This is a genomic window from Bacillus cereus group sp. N24 (assembly GCF_016483345.1).
GTDB classification, from domain to species: domain Bacteria; phylum Bacillota; class Bacilli; order Bacillales; family Bacillaceae_G; genus Bacillus_A; species Bacillus_A toyonensis.
Genome location: NZ_JAEHCA010000001.1, coordinates 449,746 through 469,692, shown reverse-complemented (window position 1 = coordinate 469,692; position 19,947 = coordinate 449,746). Strand labels below are relative to the sequence as shown.

Genomic DNA, 19,947 nt, shown 5'->3' with positions numbered 1-19,947 from the left:
ATTAAAAGAAATGAGAGAGTCACATGCTTCTTCAAGGAACACATCGAATTGGTCGTATGGCCATGCTGTTGGCACTTGCGGATGAGAATGAAAGCCCTGTATTATCTATTCCAAAAGGTTGGAAATATTGTACAGGGAAAGTGGGTTCTATGAATTCGCAAAAGGTCGTAGCGGCAATGGAAACAGCGGCTAAAAGCAACCGAGTTATTGAAACGGATGTTTACAGAGAAACACATGCACTTTATCATGCAATAATGGAAGCTTTGTACGGAGTGACGAGAGGTCAAATTCAGTTAGCAGACGTTCTTCGTACAGTAGGACTTCGTTTTGCAATTGTGCGCGGTACACCATACGACGGAAAAAAAGAAGGCGAATGGGTTGCTGTTGCACTTTATGGAACAATTGGTGCACCTGTAAAAGGATCTGAGCATGAGGCGATTGGTTTAGGAATTAATCACATATGATTTGCCCATAGTCTATTAGTTAGAAGGGGGCCTTACTTTTTAGGACAGAAGTCTGTCTTAAAAAGATAAGGTCCCCTTTTGCCTTTTTAAGGAGGAAAAAAGAATGATTACGTTAACAGGACATACATTGACAGTTGAAGAAATGAAGAAGTTATTACTTGAAGGGGAAGGTGTAACAGCTTGCCCAACTAGTATGCAAAAGGTGGCGGAGTGCCGCGAAGTAGTTGAGAAAATCGTAGAAGACGGAAAAGTTGTTTACGGTATTACAACTGGATTTGGAAAGTTTAGTGATGTGCTTATTCAAAAAGAGGATGTAAAGGCACTTCAACATAATTTAATTCAGTCACATGCATGCGGGATAGGTGATCCATTCCCGGAAGAAGTATCTCGCGGTATGTTAATTTTACGAGCGAACACGATGCTTAAAGGAGTATCTGGCGTTAGACCGCTTGTTGTAAATATGCTTCTTGAGTTTGTAAATCGCAAAATTCACCCAGTCGTTCCGCAACAAGGTTCACTTGGTGCGAGTGGAGACTTAGCACCTTTATCTCATCTTGCGCTTGTATTATTAGGCGAAGGTGAAGTGTTCTATAAGGGGAAACGCGTTCATGCGATGGTTGCTCTTACAGAAGAAGGTCTTGAACCGATTGAACTTGAAGCGAAAGAAGGGCTTGCATTAATCAATGGTACGCAGGCGATGACAGCGCAAGGAGTTCTTTCTTATATAGAAGCAGAAGCAACTGCATATCAAGCGGAATTAATTGCTTCGATGACAATTGAAGGATTACAAGGCATTATTGATGCATTTGATGAAAATGTTCATAAAGCACGTGGTTATAAAGAGCAAGTGGAAGTCGCGAGCAGGATTCGTGACATCCTTCAAGATAGTAAGTTAACAACAAAACAAGGAGAACTACGTGTACAGGATGCATATTCACTTCGCTGTATCCCGCAAGTACACGGTGCTTCTTGGCAAGTTTTAAATTATGTGAAAGAAAAATTAGAAATTGAAATGAATGCAGCAACAGATAATCCACTTATCTTTGATGGCGGAGAAAAAGTAATTTCGGGTGGTAATTTCCATGGTCAACCGATTGCGTTTGCGATGGACTTCTTAAAAGTAGGAATGGCGGAACTTGCAAATATTTCAGAGCGTCGTATTGAGCGTTTAGTAAATCCGCAATTAAATGATTTACCTCCATTTTTAAGTCCAGAACCAGGACTGCAGTCTGGTGCAATGATTATGCAATACGCAGCTGCTTCACTTGTTTCTGAAAATAAAACGTTAGCACATCCGGCGAGTGTTGATTCAATCCCGTCATCAGCTAACCAAGAAGATCACGTAAGTATGGGAACAATCGCTTCACGCCATGCACATCAAATTATTCAAAATGTAAGACGTGTTCTTTCAATTGAGATGATTTGTGCGATGCAAGCAGCGGAATATCGCGGAATTGAAAACATGAGTACAGTGACGAAGAGCTTCTACCATCAAGGCCGTCAGCAAGTACCTTCTATTACAAATGACCGTATATTCTCAACAGATATTGAAAATATTACGCATTGGTTAAAAACGAATGATTCGATAAAAGAAAGATTAGATGTAAACGCAGCACTATAAAATGAGAAAAGGGAGAGATTGAAATGGAAAAAGTAAAACAAACAATTCGCGCGCCAAGAGGTACGGAGTTACAAACGAAAGGGTGGGTTCAAGAAGCTGCACTTCGTATGTTAATGAACAATTTAGATCCTGAAGTTGCTGAAAAGCCAGAAGAATTAGTTGTATATGGCGGAATTGGCCGTGCGGCTCGTAACTGGGAAAGCTATCAGGCGATTGTAGATTCATTAAAAACGTTAGAAAGCGATGAAACATTACTTGTTCAATCAGGAAAACCAGTTGCCATTTTTAAATCACATGAAGATGCACCTCGCGTACTGTTAGCGAACTCAAACTTAGTACCGAAGTGGGCGAACTGGGATCACTTCCGTGAACTAGAGAAAAAAGGTCTTATGATGTACGGACAAATGACAGCAGGTAGCTGGATTTACATTGGGACACAAGGTATTTTACAAGGAACATATGAAACGTTTGGTGAAGCGGCTCGTCAACATTTCGGTGGTTCATTAAAAGGTACATTAACACTTACTGCCGGTTTAGGTGGGATGGGTGGTGCACAACCTCTTGCTGTAACGATGAACGGCGGTGTTGTAATTGCTATTGATGTTGATAAGCGCAGCATCGATCGTCGTATTGAAAAGAGATATTGTGACATGTATACAGAATCATTAGAAGAAGCATTAACTGTTGCGAACGAGTATAAAGAGAAGAAAGAACCGATTTCTATTGGCTTATTAGGAAATGCAGCGGAGATTTTACCAGAACTAGTGAAGCGTAATATTACGCCAGATTTAGTTACGGATCAAACATCTGCTCATGATCCACTAAACGGTTATATTCCAGTAGGCTACACATTAGAAGAAGCAGCAAAACTTCGTGAAGAAGATCCAGAACGTTACGTACAATTATCAAAAGAAAGCATGACAAAACATGTGGAAGCAATGCTTGCGATGCAAGAAAAAGGCGCAATTACATTTGATTATGGAAATAACATTCGCCAAGTTGCTTTTGATGAAGGTTTGAAAAATGCTTTCGATTTCCCAGGATTCGTTCCAGCATTTATTCGTCCATTATTCTGTGAAGGAAAGGGACCATTCCGCTGGGTAGCACTTTCTGGTGATCCAGAAGATATTTATAAAACAGACGAAGTAATTTTACGTGAGTTCGCTGATAATGAACATTTATGTAACTGGATTCGTATGGCACGTCAACAAGTTGAGTTCCAAGGACTTCCATCACGTATTTGTTGGTTAGGTTACGGTGAGCGTGCGAAGTTTGGCCGCATTATTAATGAAATGGTGGCGAATGGTGAATTATCAGCACCGATCGTTATCGGCCGTGACCATTTAGATTGCGGATCAGTAGCATCTCCAAACCGTGAAACGGAATCTATGAAAGACGGTAGTGATGCAGTAGCAGATTGGCCAATTTTAAATGCATTAATTAATAGTGTAAACGGTGCAAGCTGGGTATCTGTTCACCACGGTGGTGGCGTTGGCATGGGGTATTCACTTCACGCTGGAATGGTTATCGTTGCAGATGGAACAGAAGCGGCAGCAAAACGTATTGAGCGCGTATTAACTTCTGACCCTGGAATGGGTGTTGTTCGTCACGTAGATGCTGGATATGACTTAGCTGTTGAAACAGCGAAAGAAAAAGGCGTTAACATTCCAATGATGAAATAAGGAGGAGAAAACATGCTGGACACTTTACTAATAAATATCGGTCAATTACTAACAATGGATCAAGAAGATGGCTTGTTAAGACGGGAAGCGATGAACACGCTTCCTGTTATTGAAAACGGTGTGGTTGGAATTGAAAATGGCGTAATCACTTTCGTTGGAACAGCGGAAGAAGCAAAAGGAATACAAGCGAAAGAAGTTATTGATTGCGGCGGTAAAATGGTTTCTCCTGGTCTTGTTGACCCGCATACTCATCTTGTATTTGGTGGATCTCGTGAAAATGAAATCGCGCTAAAATTACAAGGAGTTCCGTACTTAGAAATTTTAGAACAAGGTGGAGGCATTCTTTCGACTGTAAATGCAACGAAACAAGCATCGAAAGAAGAACTTGTTCAAAAAGCGAAATTCCATTTAGACCGTATGCTATCTTTCGGTGTGACAACTGTAGAAGCGAAGAGTGGTTACGGATTAGATGATGAGACGGAATGGAAACAATTAGAGGCAACTGCACAATTACAAAAAGAGCACCCAATCGATTTAGTTTCAACATTTTTAGGTGCCCATGCAGTTCCGAAAGAGTATAAAGGAAGATCAAAAGAATTTTTACAATGGATGCTAGACCTACTGCCAGAAATGAAAGAGAAGCAATTAGCGGAATTCGTTGATATTTTCTGCGAAACAGGTGTGTTCTCTGTAGAAGAATCAAAAGAGTTTTTATTAAAAGCGAAAGAACTTGGCTTTGACGTGAAAATTCATGCAGATGAAATCGACCCTCTTGGTGGTGCGGAAGCAGCAGCTGAAATTGGTGCAGCATCAGCGGACCATTTAGTTGGCGCTTCTGATAAAGGAATTGAAATGCTTGCAAACTCTAATACAGTAGCAACGCTATTACCAGGAACAACTTTCTATTTAAATAAAGAAAGCTTTGCTCGCGGTCGTAAAATGATTGATGAAGGTGTTGCAGTTGCGTTAGCTACAGACTTTAACCCAGGTAGCTGTCCAACTGAAAACATTCAGCTTATTATGAGCATCGCAATGCTGAAGCTGAAAATGACACCAGAAGAAGTTTGGAATGCCGTAACCGTTAACTCTTCTTATGCCATTAATCGAGGCGATGTAGCTGGGAAAATTAGAATTGGTCGCAAGGCAGATTTGGTTTTATGGGATGCTTACAATTATGCTTACGTACCGTATCATTACGGCGTAAGTCATGTGAATACAGTATGGAAGAATGGTAATATCGCATATACAAGAGGTGAACAATCGTGGAGCACGGCCACTATTTAAAGAAAAATGCAAAGTTTATTGATCGTGAAGTGACGAAATGGAGTGAGATGATTAAAGATTGGGAGGAAGGCGTGGAAATATTCAGTGCTGCCTTAATTGGAGCACCCCTCTCTAAACCATCTATTAGTCATTCAGGAGCAAGTTTTGCTCCAAAAACAATTCGTGCGATGTTAGATGCATATAGCACGTATGCAATTACAGAAGAACACGATATGAAAGAAAGTGTCTTATATGATTGCGGTGATATTACAATGCATGTGACAGATATAAAAGAAAGTCATAACCGAATTGCGAAAACAGTTGGGCATCTAACGAAAGTAAATCCGAACATGATACCAATCGTTCTTGGCGGGGACCATTCGATTAGTTTTCCGAGTATAACAGGATTTGCAAATAGTAAAGGAAAGGTCGGTATTATTCAATTTGATGCTCATCATGATTTGCGTAATTTAGATGATGGTGGTCCATCAAATGGTACACCGTTCCGTAGTTTACTAGAAAATGGTGTCATTACAGGAAAACAACTCGTTCAAATTGGAATTCGTAATTTTTCTAATGCACGTGCGTACCATGAATATGCAAAAGAGCACGGTGTGACAGTGTATACAATGAAAGATGTACGAGAGAGAGAAATAAAAGATATTATGACAGAAAGCATTGAAGTATTAAGAAAACAAGGTGTGACTTCTATTTACATTTCTCTTGATATGGATGTACTAGATCAAGCATTCGCGCCAGGTTGTCCAGCAATTGGCCCTGGAGGAATGGATAGCTCAACTTTACTTGATGCGATTGAATTTCTTGGCAAAGAACCCCTCGTGCAAGGGATGGATATAGTAGAAATTGATCCAACTCTTGATTTCAGGGATATGACGAGCAGAGTAGCTGCGCAAGTAATTATGAGTTTTCTTTTAGCGCGAGAAACGATTCGTAAGCAAGTTAGTATATAGGTTGGAAATTAAAAGTGAATTTTTAGCTATGTCTTATAAAAACACATTACTACTTATATTGTAGTAATGTGTTTTTGTATTGTAAGAGGTTTGTAAAATTAAAATGGGTGTATATGAAAAAGTTGGAGGAATTGCGGTTTTGCAGTGTTATTTTGTGGATTAATTAAATTGTTTTGAATGAATTGACACAGGAAATAATTTTATGATAAAATAAAAATTTTGCTAAAAAAATGAATATATGTTAAACTTGAGAAGGTTACCATATATGGAGGTGGATTATTTGTTTCAAATTGGCGATAACATTGTGTATCCAATGCAGGGAGCAGGTATAATTAAAGCCATAGAAGAGAAAGAAATCGCAGGAAAAAAACAACAATATTATGTTATAAAAATGTCGGCTAATAATATGGAAATAATGATTCCTGAAGGGAAAATATTGAATTCAAATATACGACCAGTTACGGATATCACGGCATTAATACACATAATAGATATTTTTCAGCATGGGGAATCAGATAGATTACTTACGTGGAAACAAAGATATAAAGTGAACACTGATAAAATAAAAACGGGTAAAATGCAAGAAGGTGCTGAAGTTGTGCGTGATTTAATGCGTATACAGAAAGAAAAAGCACTTAATGCAAGCGAAAAGAAAATGTTAGATAACGCACATGAATTTTTGATTAGTGAACTTGGATTAATTGAAGGTATCACAGAGAATCAAATAAAAAGCTTTTGTTAAGGTTCATTACAAATAATGTATTGCATCCCAAAAAAGATCTTGAATTTTTTGGGAACATAATTATAGGCAATTAATCATTTCAAAGACATTCAACTCTTTCAAACCACTTTTAAAGCATTAACCTCTTTTGTTATTACTACAATCAAATCCATTTTTATTTTAAATTTCTTTTACGAATGTTCGAAGTTTAATTCAATACTTCGATAAAATAGTTACTTGATTTTTGCAATCCTGATTCACACTGGCACGGACGAGGAGCCGTAAGGATGAAAGAGAGGTAGGGCTTTCATTGTTTTAGGTATATGAGTTATTATTTTTAGAAGAATACGGAACCATTTTCACTTCTATTGATAAGGGATTCTTTATGTTAAGGAGATAGACGAATTGATAGCCATATATGGTCAACTAAAAAGGTTTCCTACTAAGGAAACCTTTTTAATTTTATTTAGAGCATTCTATTTTTTTGATATTCGAATGTTTCATGGCAAAGTCGTATAAATTGACGCTACTATTTAAAAGTAAGTATGATGCAATTATAGTAAGAATTTTTTAGGGGGAAGAAAAATGACAAGTTCAAATAATAAAACCGCAAGTATTTATGAAGGAACGAATATAAACGCTGGTGGAACTTTTGAAAACGTTGAAGAAACGAAGTTATTTAATCCGATACAAATTGGGTCTTGGTCTCTTCGTAATCGCATAGCGATGGCACCGATGACGAGATGCTTTGCAGACAGTGAAACGGGTGTAGTTGGTGCTGACGTAGTTGAGTATTATCGCAAGCGTGCTGCTGATAGCATTGGGTTAATTATTACAGAAGGAATTGTCATTAGCCCAAGAGCAAAAGGGAACCCAGGGGTACCAGGTATGTATACACAAGCACAAATAGATTCTTGGAAACCTGTTACGGAAGCAGTACATAAAGAAGGCGGGACTATTATTGCTCAAATATGGCATGTTGGACGTATGAGCCATCACGAAATAATTGGCGGTCAATTACCACAAGCACCGTCAGCAATCGCTGCAGAGGGAAATGTTCCGCGTTTCCGTAAACCGTTTGATACACCAGAAGCAATGACAATAGAAGAAATAAAAGAGGTTATTGGTCAATACGCACAAGCAGCGAAAAATGCGATTGAAGCAGGATTCGATGGTGTAGAGATTCACGGTGCGCACGGATATTTAATAGATCAATTTACTTATGAATTTGCGAATAAGCGAACAGATAAATATGGCGGCGATTTAAAGAAAAGGTTAACATTTATGAAAGAAGTAACTGAGGCTGTAATAGAAGCAGTTGGAGCTGATAAAACACTTCTGCGCTTCTCTGCTTTCAAAGGTGATAATCCTACTTATATGTGGGAAAATCCAGAACTTGCAATTGAAACGTTTGTAAATATGTTCAAAGAAGTTGGATTAACGATGATTCACCCTTCAACGATGAATTATACGCAAGTGATTGCTGATGGCAAAAATTTTCATCAATTAGTAAGAAAATATTGGGATGGTACGATTGTTGGAGTTGGTAATTTAAATCCGAAAGAGGCTGAAGAAGCGTTGCAAGAAGGAACGATTGATGTAGCGGCATTCGGAAGACCATTAATCGCTAATCCAGATTTTGTTCATCGAATTAAACATGCTGAAAGTTTAGTTGAATATGACGCGAAAGAGCATCTTGCTACATTAGTGTGAATAAAGATAAAAGGAGAACATATAAAGTGTTCTCCTTTTATTATGGAATTTCATAGGGGGAAGCGGGATGAGTGAAACGCTACTCGTTATTATTAGTATATTGCTTTTTTTGATGTTGCTTTTAATCGTATTTTTTATTATTACATTTTTTATAAAAAAAAGAACGCATCACTCTATATTAAAACTTCATCCATATTTAGGGAGAATGCGCTATTTACTTGAAAAGATAGGGCCGGAATTTCGGCAATATTGGTTTGATCATGATACGGATGGAAAACCTTTTTCACGTTACGATTTTCAAAGTGTTATGTTTTTAGCGAAATATCGTTCTGAAATACTTGGTTTTGGATCGAAACGAGATTTTGATGCATCGGGCTATTATATTGCGAATACATTGTTTCCAATTTTAACAGGTGAATTAAGTGTGAATCTTAGGCAAGAACGTGAGGGGAAAAAATATGTGATTCATAAAGAAGGGTTATTTTCAAGAAGAGAGAAATTGACAGCGGATACAACAAATCTTTGGTTATATGAAGATGACGATGCAATTATAGTCGGTGAAAATCGCAAATACCAATGGGAATTACATGGAATGTTTGGAGCATCAGCGACATCTTACGGTGCGATTGGAGAGAATTATATTTTAGCGAGCGGTTTTGGTGCGAAAATGGCAGGCGGATCGTGGATTAATACTGGAGAAGGTGGTGTAATTCCAGAACATTTACATACAGGTGCGAATATCGTTGCACAAATTGGCCCTGGATTATTTGGATACCGTGATGAGAATGGCAATTTTTCAATGGAGAAATTTATGGAGAAAGCGAAAGAAAATAATATCAAGGCATTCGAATTAAAATTTGGGCAAGGTGCGAAAATACGTGGTGGTCATCTAGAGGGACAAAAAGTAAATGAGAAAATTGCCTCTGTTCGGAATGTACGAGAAGGAGAGACAATTAATTCGCCGAATCGATTTTCATTTTTAAATAATGCAGTGGATACACTTTCTTTTATTCAGCAGTTGCAAGAAAGTGGTGGTAAACCAGTCGGGATGAAAATTGTAATTGGTCAGCAGGAGCCTTTGGAAGATTTAATAAAAACAATGAAAGAATTAAACATTTACCCAGATTTTATTACAATAGACGGTTCAGAAGGCGGATCAGGGGCAACGTATAAATCGATGGCAGATAGTGTGGGACTGCCGCTTATTCCAGCATTACTTACATTTATTGATACAGTGAATCATTATAGTGTCCGTGATAAATTCAAAGTGTTTGCTTCTGGGAAGTTAATAACACCGGATAAGGTGGCAATTGCTTTAGCAATTGGAGCGGATGCTGTAAATTCAGCCCGCGGATTTATGATGGCGAGCGGCTGTATTATGGCGCTTCAATGTAATTCCGGACAGTGTCCATCTGGGGTTGCAACGACGAATCCGCACTACCAAAAAGCGTTAGATCCGTATGAGAAGAAATGGCGAGTGATGAATTACATTATTAGTATGAGATATAGTCTGTTTTCATTAGCGGCAGCAGCGGGGGTGAAAAGCCCGCGCCATTTAACGAGGGAGCATATTATATTTAAGGATGAAAGAGGAGGAATTGTACCGCTGTCAGAATTGTTCCCTATAGTAAATAGGAGATAAAATATATGTGTTAAAAGTCATACATTTGTATGACTTTTTTATTCGATAATAAAGTTAATCAAGAGAACAATAATTTAAATAAGGAACTGATTGACAATGAAAAATAAGTAACTTATAATAAATCTTGAGTTCGAGATAAATCGTATTCTAAATAAAGACTTATTATGATTATAAATCGAACAAATATTTTTTTGTGAATTATCTCGAATTCGAGATAAAATTATAATAGCGGATTTTACTTTGCAGTATGGACAAAATGAATAATGAATTTGAATGTAAAACAAATTTTTATAATGAAATAAAAAAGGAGTGGCAGAAATGGAAAAGAAAACAATGGGGATTCATCATATTACAGCAATTGTAGGGCATCCACAAGAAAATGTAGACTTTTATGCTGGTGTATTAGGATTACGTTTAGTGAAACAAACAGTGAATTTTGATGATCCAGGTACGTACCATCTTTATTTTGGTAATCAAGGAGGAAAACCTGGAACAATTATTACGTTTTTCCCATGGGCAGGTGCTCGCCAAGGAATTATTGGAGACGGTCAAGTAGGCATTACTTCATATGTTGTACCAAAAGGTGCAATGGAGTTTTGGGAAAATAGACTAGAAAAGTTTGATGTTTCATATACAAAGATGACTCGATTTGGGGAGCAATATTTAGAATTTGATGATCCACATGGTTTGCATATAGAATTAGTTGAAAGAGAAGAAGGCGAATTAAATAATTGGACTTTTGGAGAAGTTACGCCAGAAGTAGCAATTAAAGGATTTGGCGGTGCTGTTCTTTTATCTGCACAACCTCAAAAAACAGCTGAATTGTTAGAGCACGTTATGGGTCTTGAGAAAATTGGAGAAGAGGGTGAATTTGTTCGATTCCGTTCTTCTGCTGATATTGGAAATATTATTGATTTAAAATTATCAACAATCGGACGCGGTCAGATGGGCGTTGGTACAGTTCATCATATTGCTTGGAGAGCGAGCGACGATGCTGATCAACTAGATTGGAGAGAACATGTATCTCGCTTTGGGTACGGTGTAACTCCTGTACAAGATCGAAATTATTTTAATGCAATTTATTTTAGAGAACACGGGGAAATTTTATTTGAGATTGCAACAGATCCTCCTGGTTTTGCTCATGACGAATCGTTAGAGACGATGGGTGAGGAATTAAAGTTACCAGAGCGATATGAACCAAATAGAAAACAGATTGAACAAACACTTTTACCATTTGAAGTGAGAAATTTAGATTAAAGTGATTGAAAGGGGAAAAGGATTATGATGAAACATGTTTTTCAAAAAGGAAAAGATACTTCAAAACCAGTGCTGTTATTACTTCATGGTACGGGCGGTAATGAACTAGATTTATTACCACTTGCAGAAATAATTGATCCGGGAGCTTCGGTATTAAGTGTTCGTGGAAATGTATTAGAGAATGGGATGCCACGTTTCTTCCGTAGATTAGCAGAAGGTATTTTTGATGAAGAAGATTTAATTTTCCGTACGAAGGAGTTAAATGAATTTTTAAACGAAGCGGCAAAAACATATGAATTTGATAGAAATAACATTGTAGCTATCGGTTATTCAAATGGAGCGAACATTGCAGCGAGCTTATTATTCCATTATGAAGATGCGTTAAAAGCTGCTGTTCTTCATCATCCAATGGTGCCTAGAAGAGGAATCCAATTGCCTAATTTAGCAGAAACAGCGGTATTTATCGCAGCTGGGACAAATGATCCAATTTGTGCGCCTTCTGAGTCAGAAGAATTGAAGACGTTATTAGAAAATGCAAACGCTAATGTAATAATGCATTGGGAAAATAGAGGGCATCAATTAACAATGGGTGAAGTAGAAAAAGCAAAAGAATGGTATGACAAAACAGTATTGTAGAAGGAAATAAAAAAGAAGCATTTGCTAATCGTTAGCAGATGCTTCTTTTTTATTTAAGACTGGATTGCAAGATGGGATGAAGAAAGTGGTAATTGAATATCAACGATGGTACCTTTGTTTAGTTCACTTGAAATGTGTAATTTACCATGGTGCTCTTCAATTATTTTGTAACACATCATGAGTCCTAGGCCGGTACCTTTTTCTTTTAAACTATAAAACGGTTCACCTAAACGTGATATACGATCTTCTGGAATGCCACAGCCTTCGTCAATTATACGAATTACGATGAAATTATTGTCTAACGATTTGATTTGAATGAAAATATTTCCGCCATTTGGCATCGCTTCTATTGCGTTTTTTAATATGTTAATAAAAACTTGCTTTAATTGATTACCGTCGCATTGAATGTCATGTTTATGGTTAAAATGATCCATAATAATATGGACGCTGTGCATGATGGCAGTCGGTAAAAGAAATGTGACTACCTCTTCAATTAAAGTTTGTATGTTGTAAGTTTGGACGGATAAAACTTGAGGTTTAGACATCGCCATAAATTGACTCGTAATGGATTCCATTTGTGATATTTCACTTAGCATAACATCTACATACCATTTATTCTCCTCATTTATTTCAGGAAGTAGCAATGTTAAAAAACCTTTTAGAGAAGTGAGTGGATTTCGAATTTCATGGGCAATTCCAGCTGTCAGTTGTCCAACTACGGCGAGCTTTTCTGATTTCCGTAATAATTTTTCAGTCTCTTTTAGCTCGGTAACGTCCCTTCCCATCACGATAAGGCCTTTACGGGAACCGTCAGGATGATAAAGAGGGACTTTTGATATACTTAAGATGAGGTCGAAGTCATCTCTATGTATAATAAATTCCTCTCCGTGAAGAATTTGTCTTTTTTGCCATGCTAGTTCATCTACTTCTTCACAATGTAAAAAAGCTTCTCGGTACGCTGCATTATATTGAATGAGTTCACTGTCCTTTTTCCCGTGATAAGGTACATGATGGAAATTAAAGCAGGAAAGTGCATAGTCATTTGCTTCAAGCCAGCGACCTTCATGATCTTTAAATATAACAAACGCAGGCATTGCATTCATTAATGTACGTAATCTCTTCTCGCTTTCTTGTAACATTTTTTCGATTCTTTCTGATTTTTCAAGAGGTTTCATAATCGCATAGACACCTGTTAGACGATGTTGGACAAAAATAGGAACTAGTTTTGTTACGACGTCTAATAAATAGCCCTCTTTATGATAAATAGATAGGATATACTCTTGCTGATTGTCTGCTTCGGTATTCTTTATATACTGTAATACTTGCTCAGAAATATGAGCTTCTAAAATAGAGATAATGTTTTTCCGTTCTAATTCTAAAGAAGTGTAGCCTAGTATTCTTTCTGCAGAAGGATTGATATGTAGAATAATTCCCTCTAAATTCAATGAAATAATACTATCAGGATTATGTTCGAACAGAGATGCGTACATTTCTGCTAAAGAACGATCTTGTATATGGTTTCGCAAACGTCCAGAAATGTTCGGATGACGTTTTCTTAGAGTTGATGAATATTTTTTACGACTCATAATATTTCCTCCGTACAACTAGCATCTAAAAGATTTGTCTAATAATAACTATAATATAGATGTAATGTGTATTTCTATAAAAAATGGAAGTTACAGAAAAAAATTTGTTTTCTTTATTTTTTGCAAAAGGAATATAAGGTGGTAATAAGGGCAGCTTATATTGTTTTATAAATCTTTTGTAAGTTACAGGGATGTGTTTTCCTTATAATATTAGAATAGAAGAGGGGGAGAGAAAATGAAAAGTTTTATTCAAGGAATCGATCATGTACAAGTAGCTGCACCTGTAGGGTGTGAAGAAGAGGCACGTGCATTCTATGGTAAAAAAATTGGTATGGAAGAAATTCCAAAGCCAGAAGAGTTAAAAAAACGAGGTGGATGTTGGTTTAAGTGTGGGAATCAAGAAATCCATATTGGTGTGGAACAGAATTTTACACCAGCTAAAAAGGCACATCCAGCTTTTTATGTGACTCAAATTAATGAATTTAAGCAAATGCTTATAGAACAAGGGATTGAAGTGATTGATGATCATGCCCGGCCAGATGTGATTAGATTTTATGTGTCTGATCCATTTGGAAATCGAATTGAATTTATGCAAAATAAAGACTAGGTGGCTTCCCACCTAGTCTTTAACCTCTTCTGAAAAGCCCTAATACTTCTACAGTTTCTGTAATATTAACGAACGCATGCGGATCAATTTCAGAAATTGTTAGTTTCATACTTGCTAATTCTTCACGAGAAACGACTGTCATAAGTACACGTTTTTTCTCGCTTGAATAAGCACCTTCTCCATCAAGTAATGTAATACCACGTACAACAGTTGAAAGAAGCTGTTTTTTCATTTTTTCCGCTTCATTTGTTACAATCATAAGTGTAACTTTACGATGTTTCGTATGAACAGCATCAATTACTTTACCAGTTACATAAATTGAAAGTAAACTTGTAAGTGCAACATCCCAAGTGAAGAAAAATCCTGCAATTACTACAACGACTGCATTTAAAACAATAAGGAATCCACCAAGTTTAATGTCACGCTTACGAGATAACAACATACCGATAATATCAAATCCACCAGTGGATCCATTACAATTAAAAACAAGACCAATACCAGCTCCGGCAATAACACCTCCGAAGATAGATGATAAAAGTGGATCTGTTGCTACGATTTTTACTGGAACGTAGTATAATGCAACAGATAATACAATTACAGAGATAACTGTGTTAAAAATTACTTTTTTTCCAAGACCTATGTATCCTAAAATAAGGATAGGTAAGTTTAATACGAAGTTAATAATACCTGTGTTTACAGGAGTTACAATCCCTAAAATAATAGCAATTCCGCCAATTCCACTACTTAAAATTTTGTGGGGGATAAGGAAAAGATTAAAGGCAATCGCAATAATAAAAGAACCAATAATAACACCGAGAAATCTGATCATCTTTTTCCCGTCCTTCACTAAAAAATTCATATTATTTCAAGATTATATATGATATTGAAAGTTTTGGGTAAAAACAGTTTATTTTGGAAAATTAGATTAATCGAAACAATTTGATTGTTTTGTAATTTGAAAGGGGATACAGAAATGAGGATAACGACTTATCAACAAAAAAGCCCGTTGAAGCAAGAGTGTGAGGATTCTTATTTTTGTAATGAAGATAAAAATATTTATGGTGTATGTGATGGTGCAACACCGCTCGTTCCGTTTCGTGACGAAAAGGAACATAATGGAGCATACATCGCTTCACATTTATTTGCAAGTCATTTTACTTCATTACGGGAAAATCTTAGTTTACAAGTCGCGGTTGCAAGAGCAAATGAGTTATTGCAGGACAAGATGCTAGAATATAAGGTTGATACGAGAAAAAAAGAGCATTTGTGGTGTACATGTATTGCAGCAGTTCAAATAAATGGTGAGAAAATTGAATATGCGCAGTTAGGGGACTGTATGATCGTTGCAATTCTTCAAAATGGAACGATGCAAGTAGTAACGAAAGACACAGTTAAAGGAATTAGTAAACGAGCTAAAAAGAAGAGAGAAGAAGATCGTAAAAAAGGTTTATTTGTGCCAGAAGAACATGTTTTTCAAGATGTTCGAGAACAGTTAAAATACAATCGTTATCTTGCAAATATGGAGGGCGGGTATTCCGTTGCAAACGGAATGAAAGAAGCCATCCATTATTTACAACACGGTGAATTACATATAGATGAAGTGAGTGGGATTTTTATTTGTTCAGATGGGTTATTTCATCCAGATTGGTCACTCGAACAAACTGTTGCATATATAAGAAAGAATAGTATAAACGAATACGTAGCAATCATTGAAGAGTTAGAAGGGGAAAAGAGAATAAGGCCAGATGATAAGACAATTATTATGATCGATTTTTAAGAGGAGGAAGTTCATATGGAAATTAAATGTGTAAATTTAATATTTCAAGATGAGTTAGTTCCTTTAGGGAAAGTAAATAAACTTATTATTCACCATACGTCAGAAGATGGATGGGATGTGTATAAAACACATGAATTTCATCAAACTGTAAGAGGGTGGAGCGGGATTGGTTACAATTATTTTATTGAAGAGGACGGAACGGTAATTGAAGGAAGAGGGTTACATATTGGAGCACATGCGAAAGACAATAATCGAGATACAATTGGAATATGTATGACGGGTAATTTTGATAAGTATGATCCAACTACTGCACAAATGAATGCATTATATTCTTTATGTAAAATGTTTATGAAACAGTTTGCTATAAAGAAGGAAAATATACTAGGTCATAGGGAGCTAGTGGGAGTAACAAAAAGTTGTCCTGGAAATCGTTTTTCTATGGTAGAGTTAAGAAAAATAGTATCTTAAATATAGAGGAGTAACAACGATGATGAATATAAAAATACCAAATGATAAAAAAGAAGAGCTTGTAGCGCAAATTCAGCAATTTTTCATGGAAGAAGATTTAGATGAAATTGGACGTTTCCAAGCAGAGCGTTTAATAGAAGAAATGATTAAATTAGTTGGACCATTTGCATACAATCAAGCAATTGGAGATGCAAGAAAGCTTGTAAGTGAGAAGTTAACGAATATTGAAGAAGATTTGTATGTGTTAGAGAAGAATGAAGGGAAATAAAAAAGAGCCGAATGGCTCTTTTTTTATTTGTCTTCTTTATGTTCTTTATACCCGTGTGCTTTTTCTTTTACATTACCGACAGTGCTTTTTGCATTGCCTTTTATTTTATCCCATTTTCCTTCGACTTGTAATTTTTTGTTATCCGTTACTTTCCCGACAACTTCTTTTACTTCACCTTTTACCTTATCAATGGCACCTTCTACTTTTTCTTTTAAACCATGATTATGCTTTGTCATACATTTCTCCTCCTTGTAGTTTGATTAGAATTCTCTTTTCATATTGCAAGTTGAATGATGTATCTAGTAATAGCGTAACAAATATAGTTTGAATATTCGAATTATTAATAGGGTAGAAAAGGAATTGTCAAACAATGTATAAAATTGTAATGGAAAGAGAAAGAATGTTAATTACATGTCTTTTGCAGTCCATATTGATTTTGTATAAGCGATTTTCAAATGAGCGCGTTCCATATTATTTTGACTACTACTACCGAACCTTGCTTGTCCAACTATAAAATTACAATTGGATTTAATAGCTGCCTCAATTCGTTTTTGAATTAATGTAGTGTGACAGCCTATACGCTGAAATTCTGGCAAAGTAGCAGAAGCAGCTAATGATGCAATTCCCTTATTTATATATAGGACACCAATGCCCGCAGGAATATTTTGAACTTCTGCTATGAAAAAATACCAGCCTGGTTCATTGTGAAGAATTTCGTTATTTTGACGTACACCATCCTTTGTAAAGGAAGGCATATTAAATCCGCGTACATATATGTCTGCAAAAATATCAAATTCATTTTCTTTTAGTTGGCGCACTGAAATGTTAGAAGGAATAAGGGATGGATCTTCTTTCGGTATACTATATAAAGCGGTATGGAAGCTAGATTGATAAAAACCTTTTTTAGATAAGTATTGAAATAGTTCAGTTGTACCTTGCGCTGGTGTAATTTCAAAACGGCAAGGGATTTGTAGTGATTCATAATAAGAGATGATTTCATCTATCGCATCTGTATTTGTATATGTAATGCCTTTTACTGTATTAAAAGCAGGACCAGTAATTACTTTTGATGAAAAGGCAGTGGCACTCCCGAAATTTTTCATTTGTATTTGCATTGGATTTCCGCTTATTGCTTGTAGTAGCGCTAATCTAGAAGAGAGCATATCTATTTCTGCGTTTTCAATTTCTTGTGCTGCATTGAATGTCATAATCATACTCATAAGATTCCTCCGTCAATTAATATAGTTCATAGTACATATACGATTTTTATTCTGAGATTCCTGTTGAAATGTAAGAGAATAAGAGGTTTTTTGGAAGGGAAATGGAAGTGAACTGTCGAAGGGAAGTGGAAACAGATTAAAGGTGGTGCTCTCATGAAACAGAAAGACGTGCAGACATGCCCTAATTGCGGTTCTCAAAACATAGGAGAAGGTGAGTTTATCGGTTATGCACAAATACGGAAAAAGGAAACGATGTTCACATCTTCACCAGTAGATGCTTATATTTGTACAGATTGCGGGAATATCCTTTCATTGAAGGTACGGAATTATGAAAAGTTTAAGCAGAAGCCGTTATGATTGTTGAGAGGTGGTCATATCCAGCGTTGTATACGAAACATCTTATATTACGGGGAATTAATATGAGTGATATTTTACATATATATGAGTATGCCTCAGATAAAGAAATGTAAACGTATATTGTATGGGATGCTTATCAATCGTTACATGACACACAAAAATATATAGAAAAAATTGTGAGTCAATATGAAAAAGAAAAAGTAGCTCCCCTTAAAATTGTATTAAGAGAGGAACAAAAACTCATAGGGACTTATGGATTTATAAAATATGATGTAATTGAACATAAAGCGGAAATTGTATACGCCTTATCACGAAAATATGGGGGTAGAGGATTAGCTACTGAGGCGGCGTCAGCTTTTTTTAGCTATGGTTTTAATGAGTTACGTCTTAATAGTATTGAAGCAGGATGTAATTCAGAAAATGAAGCATCTGAAAAATTAATGAAACGTTTGAATATGGAATACGAATGTACAATTCAAAAGGATTTGTTCATTAAAGGTAAGTATCGTGATACGAAAAGATATTGTATATCTAGGGAAAGATATATGAATCAATGAAATATTTTATATTGAAAACTCCTTTAATTTAATAAGGGGGTTTTTATTTTTTTATAACAATATTTACCTTTAATTGTTACAATTGGTTATTGAGAAGTATTGTGTTTCTTAATATCACAATTATAGAAGAAAACTAGCTAAATCGTATAGAAAACCTCTATATAACATGATCGCAACCGTAAGTTGACAAAGTGCAACCGCAGGAAGATAGAGATAAAGACAATGTTTACATACAATTTAGTTAAGAAAACAAAGGGGGACACACATATGGGATTTGGTGAAAAGCTTTTTAAATTAAGAAAGGAAAAGGGCCTTTCTCAAGAAGCGTTAGCTGAGAAACTAAACACGACAAGGCAAGCAGTTAGTAAATGGGAAAACGGTCAAGGTTTTCCTGAAACTGAAAAGTTAATAATGATTGGAAATGTATTTGAAGTCTCTCTTGATTACTTATTAAAAGAAACTGCTGAGCAAAGTAATGAAAAGGAAGATGGTTATTATGTAAGTAAGGAAATGGCGGAAGGGTATGTAGTGTATGGACAAAAAATTTCTAAATATATCGCATTAGGATTTAGCTTGCTTATTTTATCTACAATACCGTATTTATTATTTAAAGAAAATGCAACAATGTCTACATTCCTTGTCATTATCATTGCGGTCCTTGGAATTGGAGCAATGATGGTACCTGTAACACTAGAAGAGAGTCGATACAATGTATTAAAAAAGGAAGAATTACTGTTTGATCAAAACTTTCTAAAAGAATTGACAAAAAGGTATGCGACTATTAAGAAGAAGTATGCAGCAGTAGTGATCGTTGGATTTTGTTTTATCGCAGCAGGAGCAATACCATTTTTATTTGAGAAAAAACGAATCACGTCAGGAGAGCTCGTGCAGTATTACCCTTATTGTGTTGTACTTATTGCTATTGGAGTTTATCTTTTTGTTCGTGTGTTAGGCGTGTTAGAGACGTATCGAATTTTAGTAGAAAATAAAGAATATAGTAATCGTTTTATCTTTAAACTCAAAAAGAAAGTAAGAAAAAAGGTAGATAGTTTATAAGCAAGAGAAAAACATGTTTTGGATCATTGTATTCAAAACATGTTTTTTATTGTTCTGAATTATTTCCAAAGAAATAATTCA

21 protein-coding genes are annotated in these 19,947 nt (G+C 36.0%); 17 read left to right on the top strand and 4 right to left on the bottom strand.

Features of this window, described 5'->3' with window-relative positions:
- Positions 1-23 precede the first annotated feature (23 nt).
- From hutP to JDS95_RS02245, 10 genes are all read left to right on the top strand, one after another.
- Positions 24-464, top strand: a complete 441-nt coding sequence (gene hutP / locus JDS95_RS02290) for a hut operon transcriptional regulator HutP (RefSeq protein ID WP_000926519.1) — start codon at positions 24-26, stop codon at positions 462-464.
- A 103-nt stretch (positions 465-567) separates the two neighbouring features.
- Entirely contained in the window at positions 568-2,085 is a 1,518-nt protein-coding gene (gene hutH / locus JDS95_RS02285) for a histidine ammonia-lyase (protein ID WP_000631858.1), read from the top strand.
- Between the two features lie 23 nt (positions 2,086-2,108).
- Positions 2,109-3,767, top strand: a complete 1,659-nt coding sequence (gene hutU / locus JDS95_RS02280) for a urocanate hydratase (RefSeq protein WP_000416716.1) — start codon at positions 2,109-2,111, stop codon at positions 3,765-3,767.
- Positions 3,768-3,779: 12 nt separating this feature from the next.
- Positions 3,780-5,051 (top strand): imidazolonepropionase, encoded by a 1,272-nt coding sequence (hutI, locus tag JDS95_RS02275; protein ID WP_085450461.1) that lies wholly within the window; start codon positions 3,780-3,782, stop codon positions 5,049-5,051.
- Entirely contained in the window at positions 5,030-6,001 is a 972-nt protein-coding gene (hutG, locus tag JDS95_RS02270) for a formimidoylglutamase (protein ID WP_000399860.1), read from the top strand. The genes hutI and hutG overlap by 22 nt, the downstream gene beginning before the upstream one ends.
- Before the next feature lie 280 nt (positions 6,002-6,281).
- Entirely contained in the window at positions 6,282-6,743 is a 462-nt protein-coding gene (locus tag JDS95_RS02265; RefSeq protein WP_000486323.1) for a CarD family transcriptional regulator, read from the top strand.
- A 564-nt stretch (positions 6,744-7,307) separates the two neighbouring features.
- Positions 7,308-8,435, top strand: coding sequence for an alkene reductase (locus JDS95_RS02260; protein WP_000204424.1), 1,128 nt, complete (start codon positions 7,308-7,310; stop codon positions 8,433-8,435).
- Positions 8,436-8,502: 67 nt separating this feature from the next.
- Positions 8,503-10,077, top strand: a complete 1,575-nt coding sequence (locus JDS95_RS02255; RefSeq protein WP_000005153.1) for an FMN-binding glutamate synthase family protein — start codon at positions 8,503-8,505, stop codon at positions 10,075-10,077.
- A gap of 318 nt (positions 10,078-10,395) precedes the next feature.
- Positions 10,396-11,334: a ring-cleaving dioxygenase gene (locus JDS95_RS02250; RefSeq protein WP_000412751.1), complete on the top strand. Its 939-nt coding sequence runs from the start codon at positions 10,396-10,398 to the stop codon at positions 11,332-11,334.
- Positions 11,335-11,358: 24 nt separating this feature from the next.
- Complete coding sequence (locus tag JDS95_RS02245) at positions 11,359-11,970, top strand: alpha/beta hydrolase (protein WP_000975466.1); 612 nt, start codon at positions 11,359-11,361, stop codon at positions 11,968-11,970.
- A gap of 53 nt (positions 11,971-12,023) precedes the next feature.
- On the opposite strand, the gene JDS95_RS02240 is transcribed toward JDS95_RS02245, so the two are convergent.
- A complete protein-coding gene (locus JDS95_RS02240; protein WP_000087663.1) occupies positions 12,024-13,556 on the bottom strand; it encodes a BA3702 family sensor histidine kinase in 1,533 nt (510 codons plus the stop codon).
- 235 nt (positions 13,557-13,791) lie between these two features.
- Here JDS95_RS02240 and JDS95_RS02235 point away from each other — a divergent pair, with 235 nt between their 5' ends.
- On the top strand, positions 13,792-14,163 hold the full coding sequence (locus JDS95_RS02235; RefSeq protein ID WP_000834553.1) for a VOC family protein: 372 nt from the start codon (positions 13,792-13,794) through the stop codon (positions 14,161-14,163).
- Between the two features lie 19 nt (positions 14,164-14,182).
- Here JDS95_RS02235 and JDS95_RS02230 read toward each other — a convergent pair whose 3' ends face one another.
- Complete coding sequence (locus JDS95_RS02230; RefSeq protein WP_000617799.1) at positions 14,183-14,992, bottom strand: YitT family protein; 810 nt, start codon at positions 14,990-14,992, stop codon at positions 14,183-14,185.
- Between the two features lie 144 nt (positions 14,993-15,136).
- Here JDS95_RS02230 and JDS95_RS02225 point away from each other — a divergent pair, with 144 nt between their 5' ends.
- The 3 genes from JDS95_RS02225 to JDS95_RS02215 are packed head-to-tail and all read left to right on the top strand — an operon-like array spanning position 15,137 to position 16,676.
- Positions 15,137-15,940 (top strand): protein phosphatase 2C domain-containing protein, encoded by an 804-nt coding sequence (locus JDS95_RS02225; protein WP_001223368.1) that lies wholly within the window; start codon positions 15,137-15,139, stop codon positions 15,938-15,940.
- Between the two features lie 15 nt (positions 15,941-15,955).
- On the top strand, positions 15,956-16,408 hold the full coding sequence (locus tag JDS95_RS02220; RefSeq protein WP_000402959.1) for a peptidoglycan recognition protein family protein: 453 nt from the start codon (positions 15,956-15,958) through the stop codon (positions 16,406-16,408).
- Between the two features lie 19 nt (positions 16,409-16,427).
- Complete coding sequence (locus JDS95_RS02215) at positions 16,428-16,676, top strand: DUF2164 domain-containing protein (protein ID WP_000981064.1); 249 nt, start codon at positions 16,428-16,430, stop codon at positions 16,674-16,676.
- Positions 16,677-16,699: 23 nt separating this feature from the next.
- Here the strand turns inward: JDS95_RS02215 and JDS95_RS02210 are convergent, their stop codons facing one another.
- Together JDS95_RS02210 and JDS95_RS02205 are read right to left on the bottom strand one after the other, a co-directional pair.
- Positions 16,700-16,912 carry a CsbD family protein gene (locus JDS95_RS02210; protein WP_000160659.1) on the bottom strand — a complete coding sequence of 71 codons (213 nt, stop codon included), beginning with the start codon at positions 16,910-16,912 and terminating at the stop codon, positions 16,700-16,702.
- A 171-nt stretch (positions 16,913-17,083) separates the two neighbouring features.
- On the bottom strand, positions 17,084-17,896 hold the full coding sequence (locus tag JDS95_RS02205; RefSeq protein WP_199690197.1) for a GNAT family N-acetyltransferase: 813 nt from the start codon (positions 17,894-17,896) through the stop codon (positions 17,084-17,086).
- Between the two features lie 153 nt (positions 17,897-18,049).
- Between JDS95_RS02205 and JDS95_RS02200 the strand changes: the two genes are divergently transcribed.
- The 3 genes from JDS95_RS02200 (at position 18,050) to JDS95_RS02190 (ending at position 19,866) form a co-directional block, all read left to right on the top strand.
- Positions 18,050-18,253 carry a hypothetical protein gene (locus JDS95_RS02200; protein WP_000810202.1) on the top strand — a complete coding sequence of 68 codons (204 nt, stop codon included), beginning with the start codon at positions 18,050-18,052 and terminating at the stop codon, positions 18,251-18,253.
- A gap of 119 nt (positions 18,254-18,372) precedes the next feature.
- Positions 18,373-18,810 carry a GNAT family N-acetyltransferase gene (locus JDS95_RS02195; protein WP_226534225.1) on the top strand — a complete coding sequence of 146 codons (438 nt, stop codon included), beginning with the start codon at positions 18,373-18,375 and terminating at the stop codon, positions 18,808-18,810.
- A 267-nt stretch (positions 18,811-19,077) separates the two neighbouring features.
- Positions 19,078-19,866, top strand: coding sequence for a helix-turn-helix domain-containing protein (locus JDS95_RS02190; protein ID WP_307837960.1), 789 nt, complete (start codon positions 19,078-19,080; stop codon positions 19,864-19,866).
- Positions 19,867-19,947: the final 81 nt, after the last annotated feature.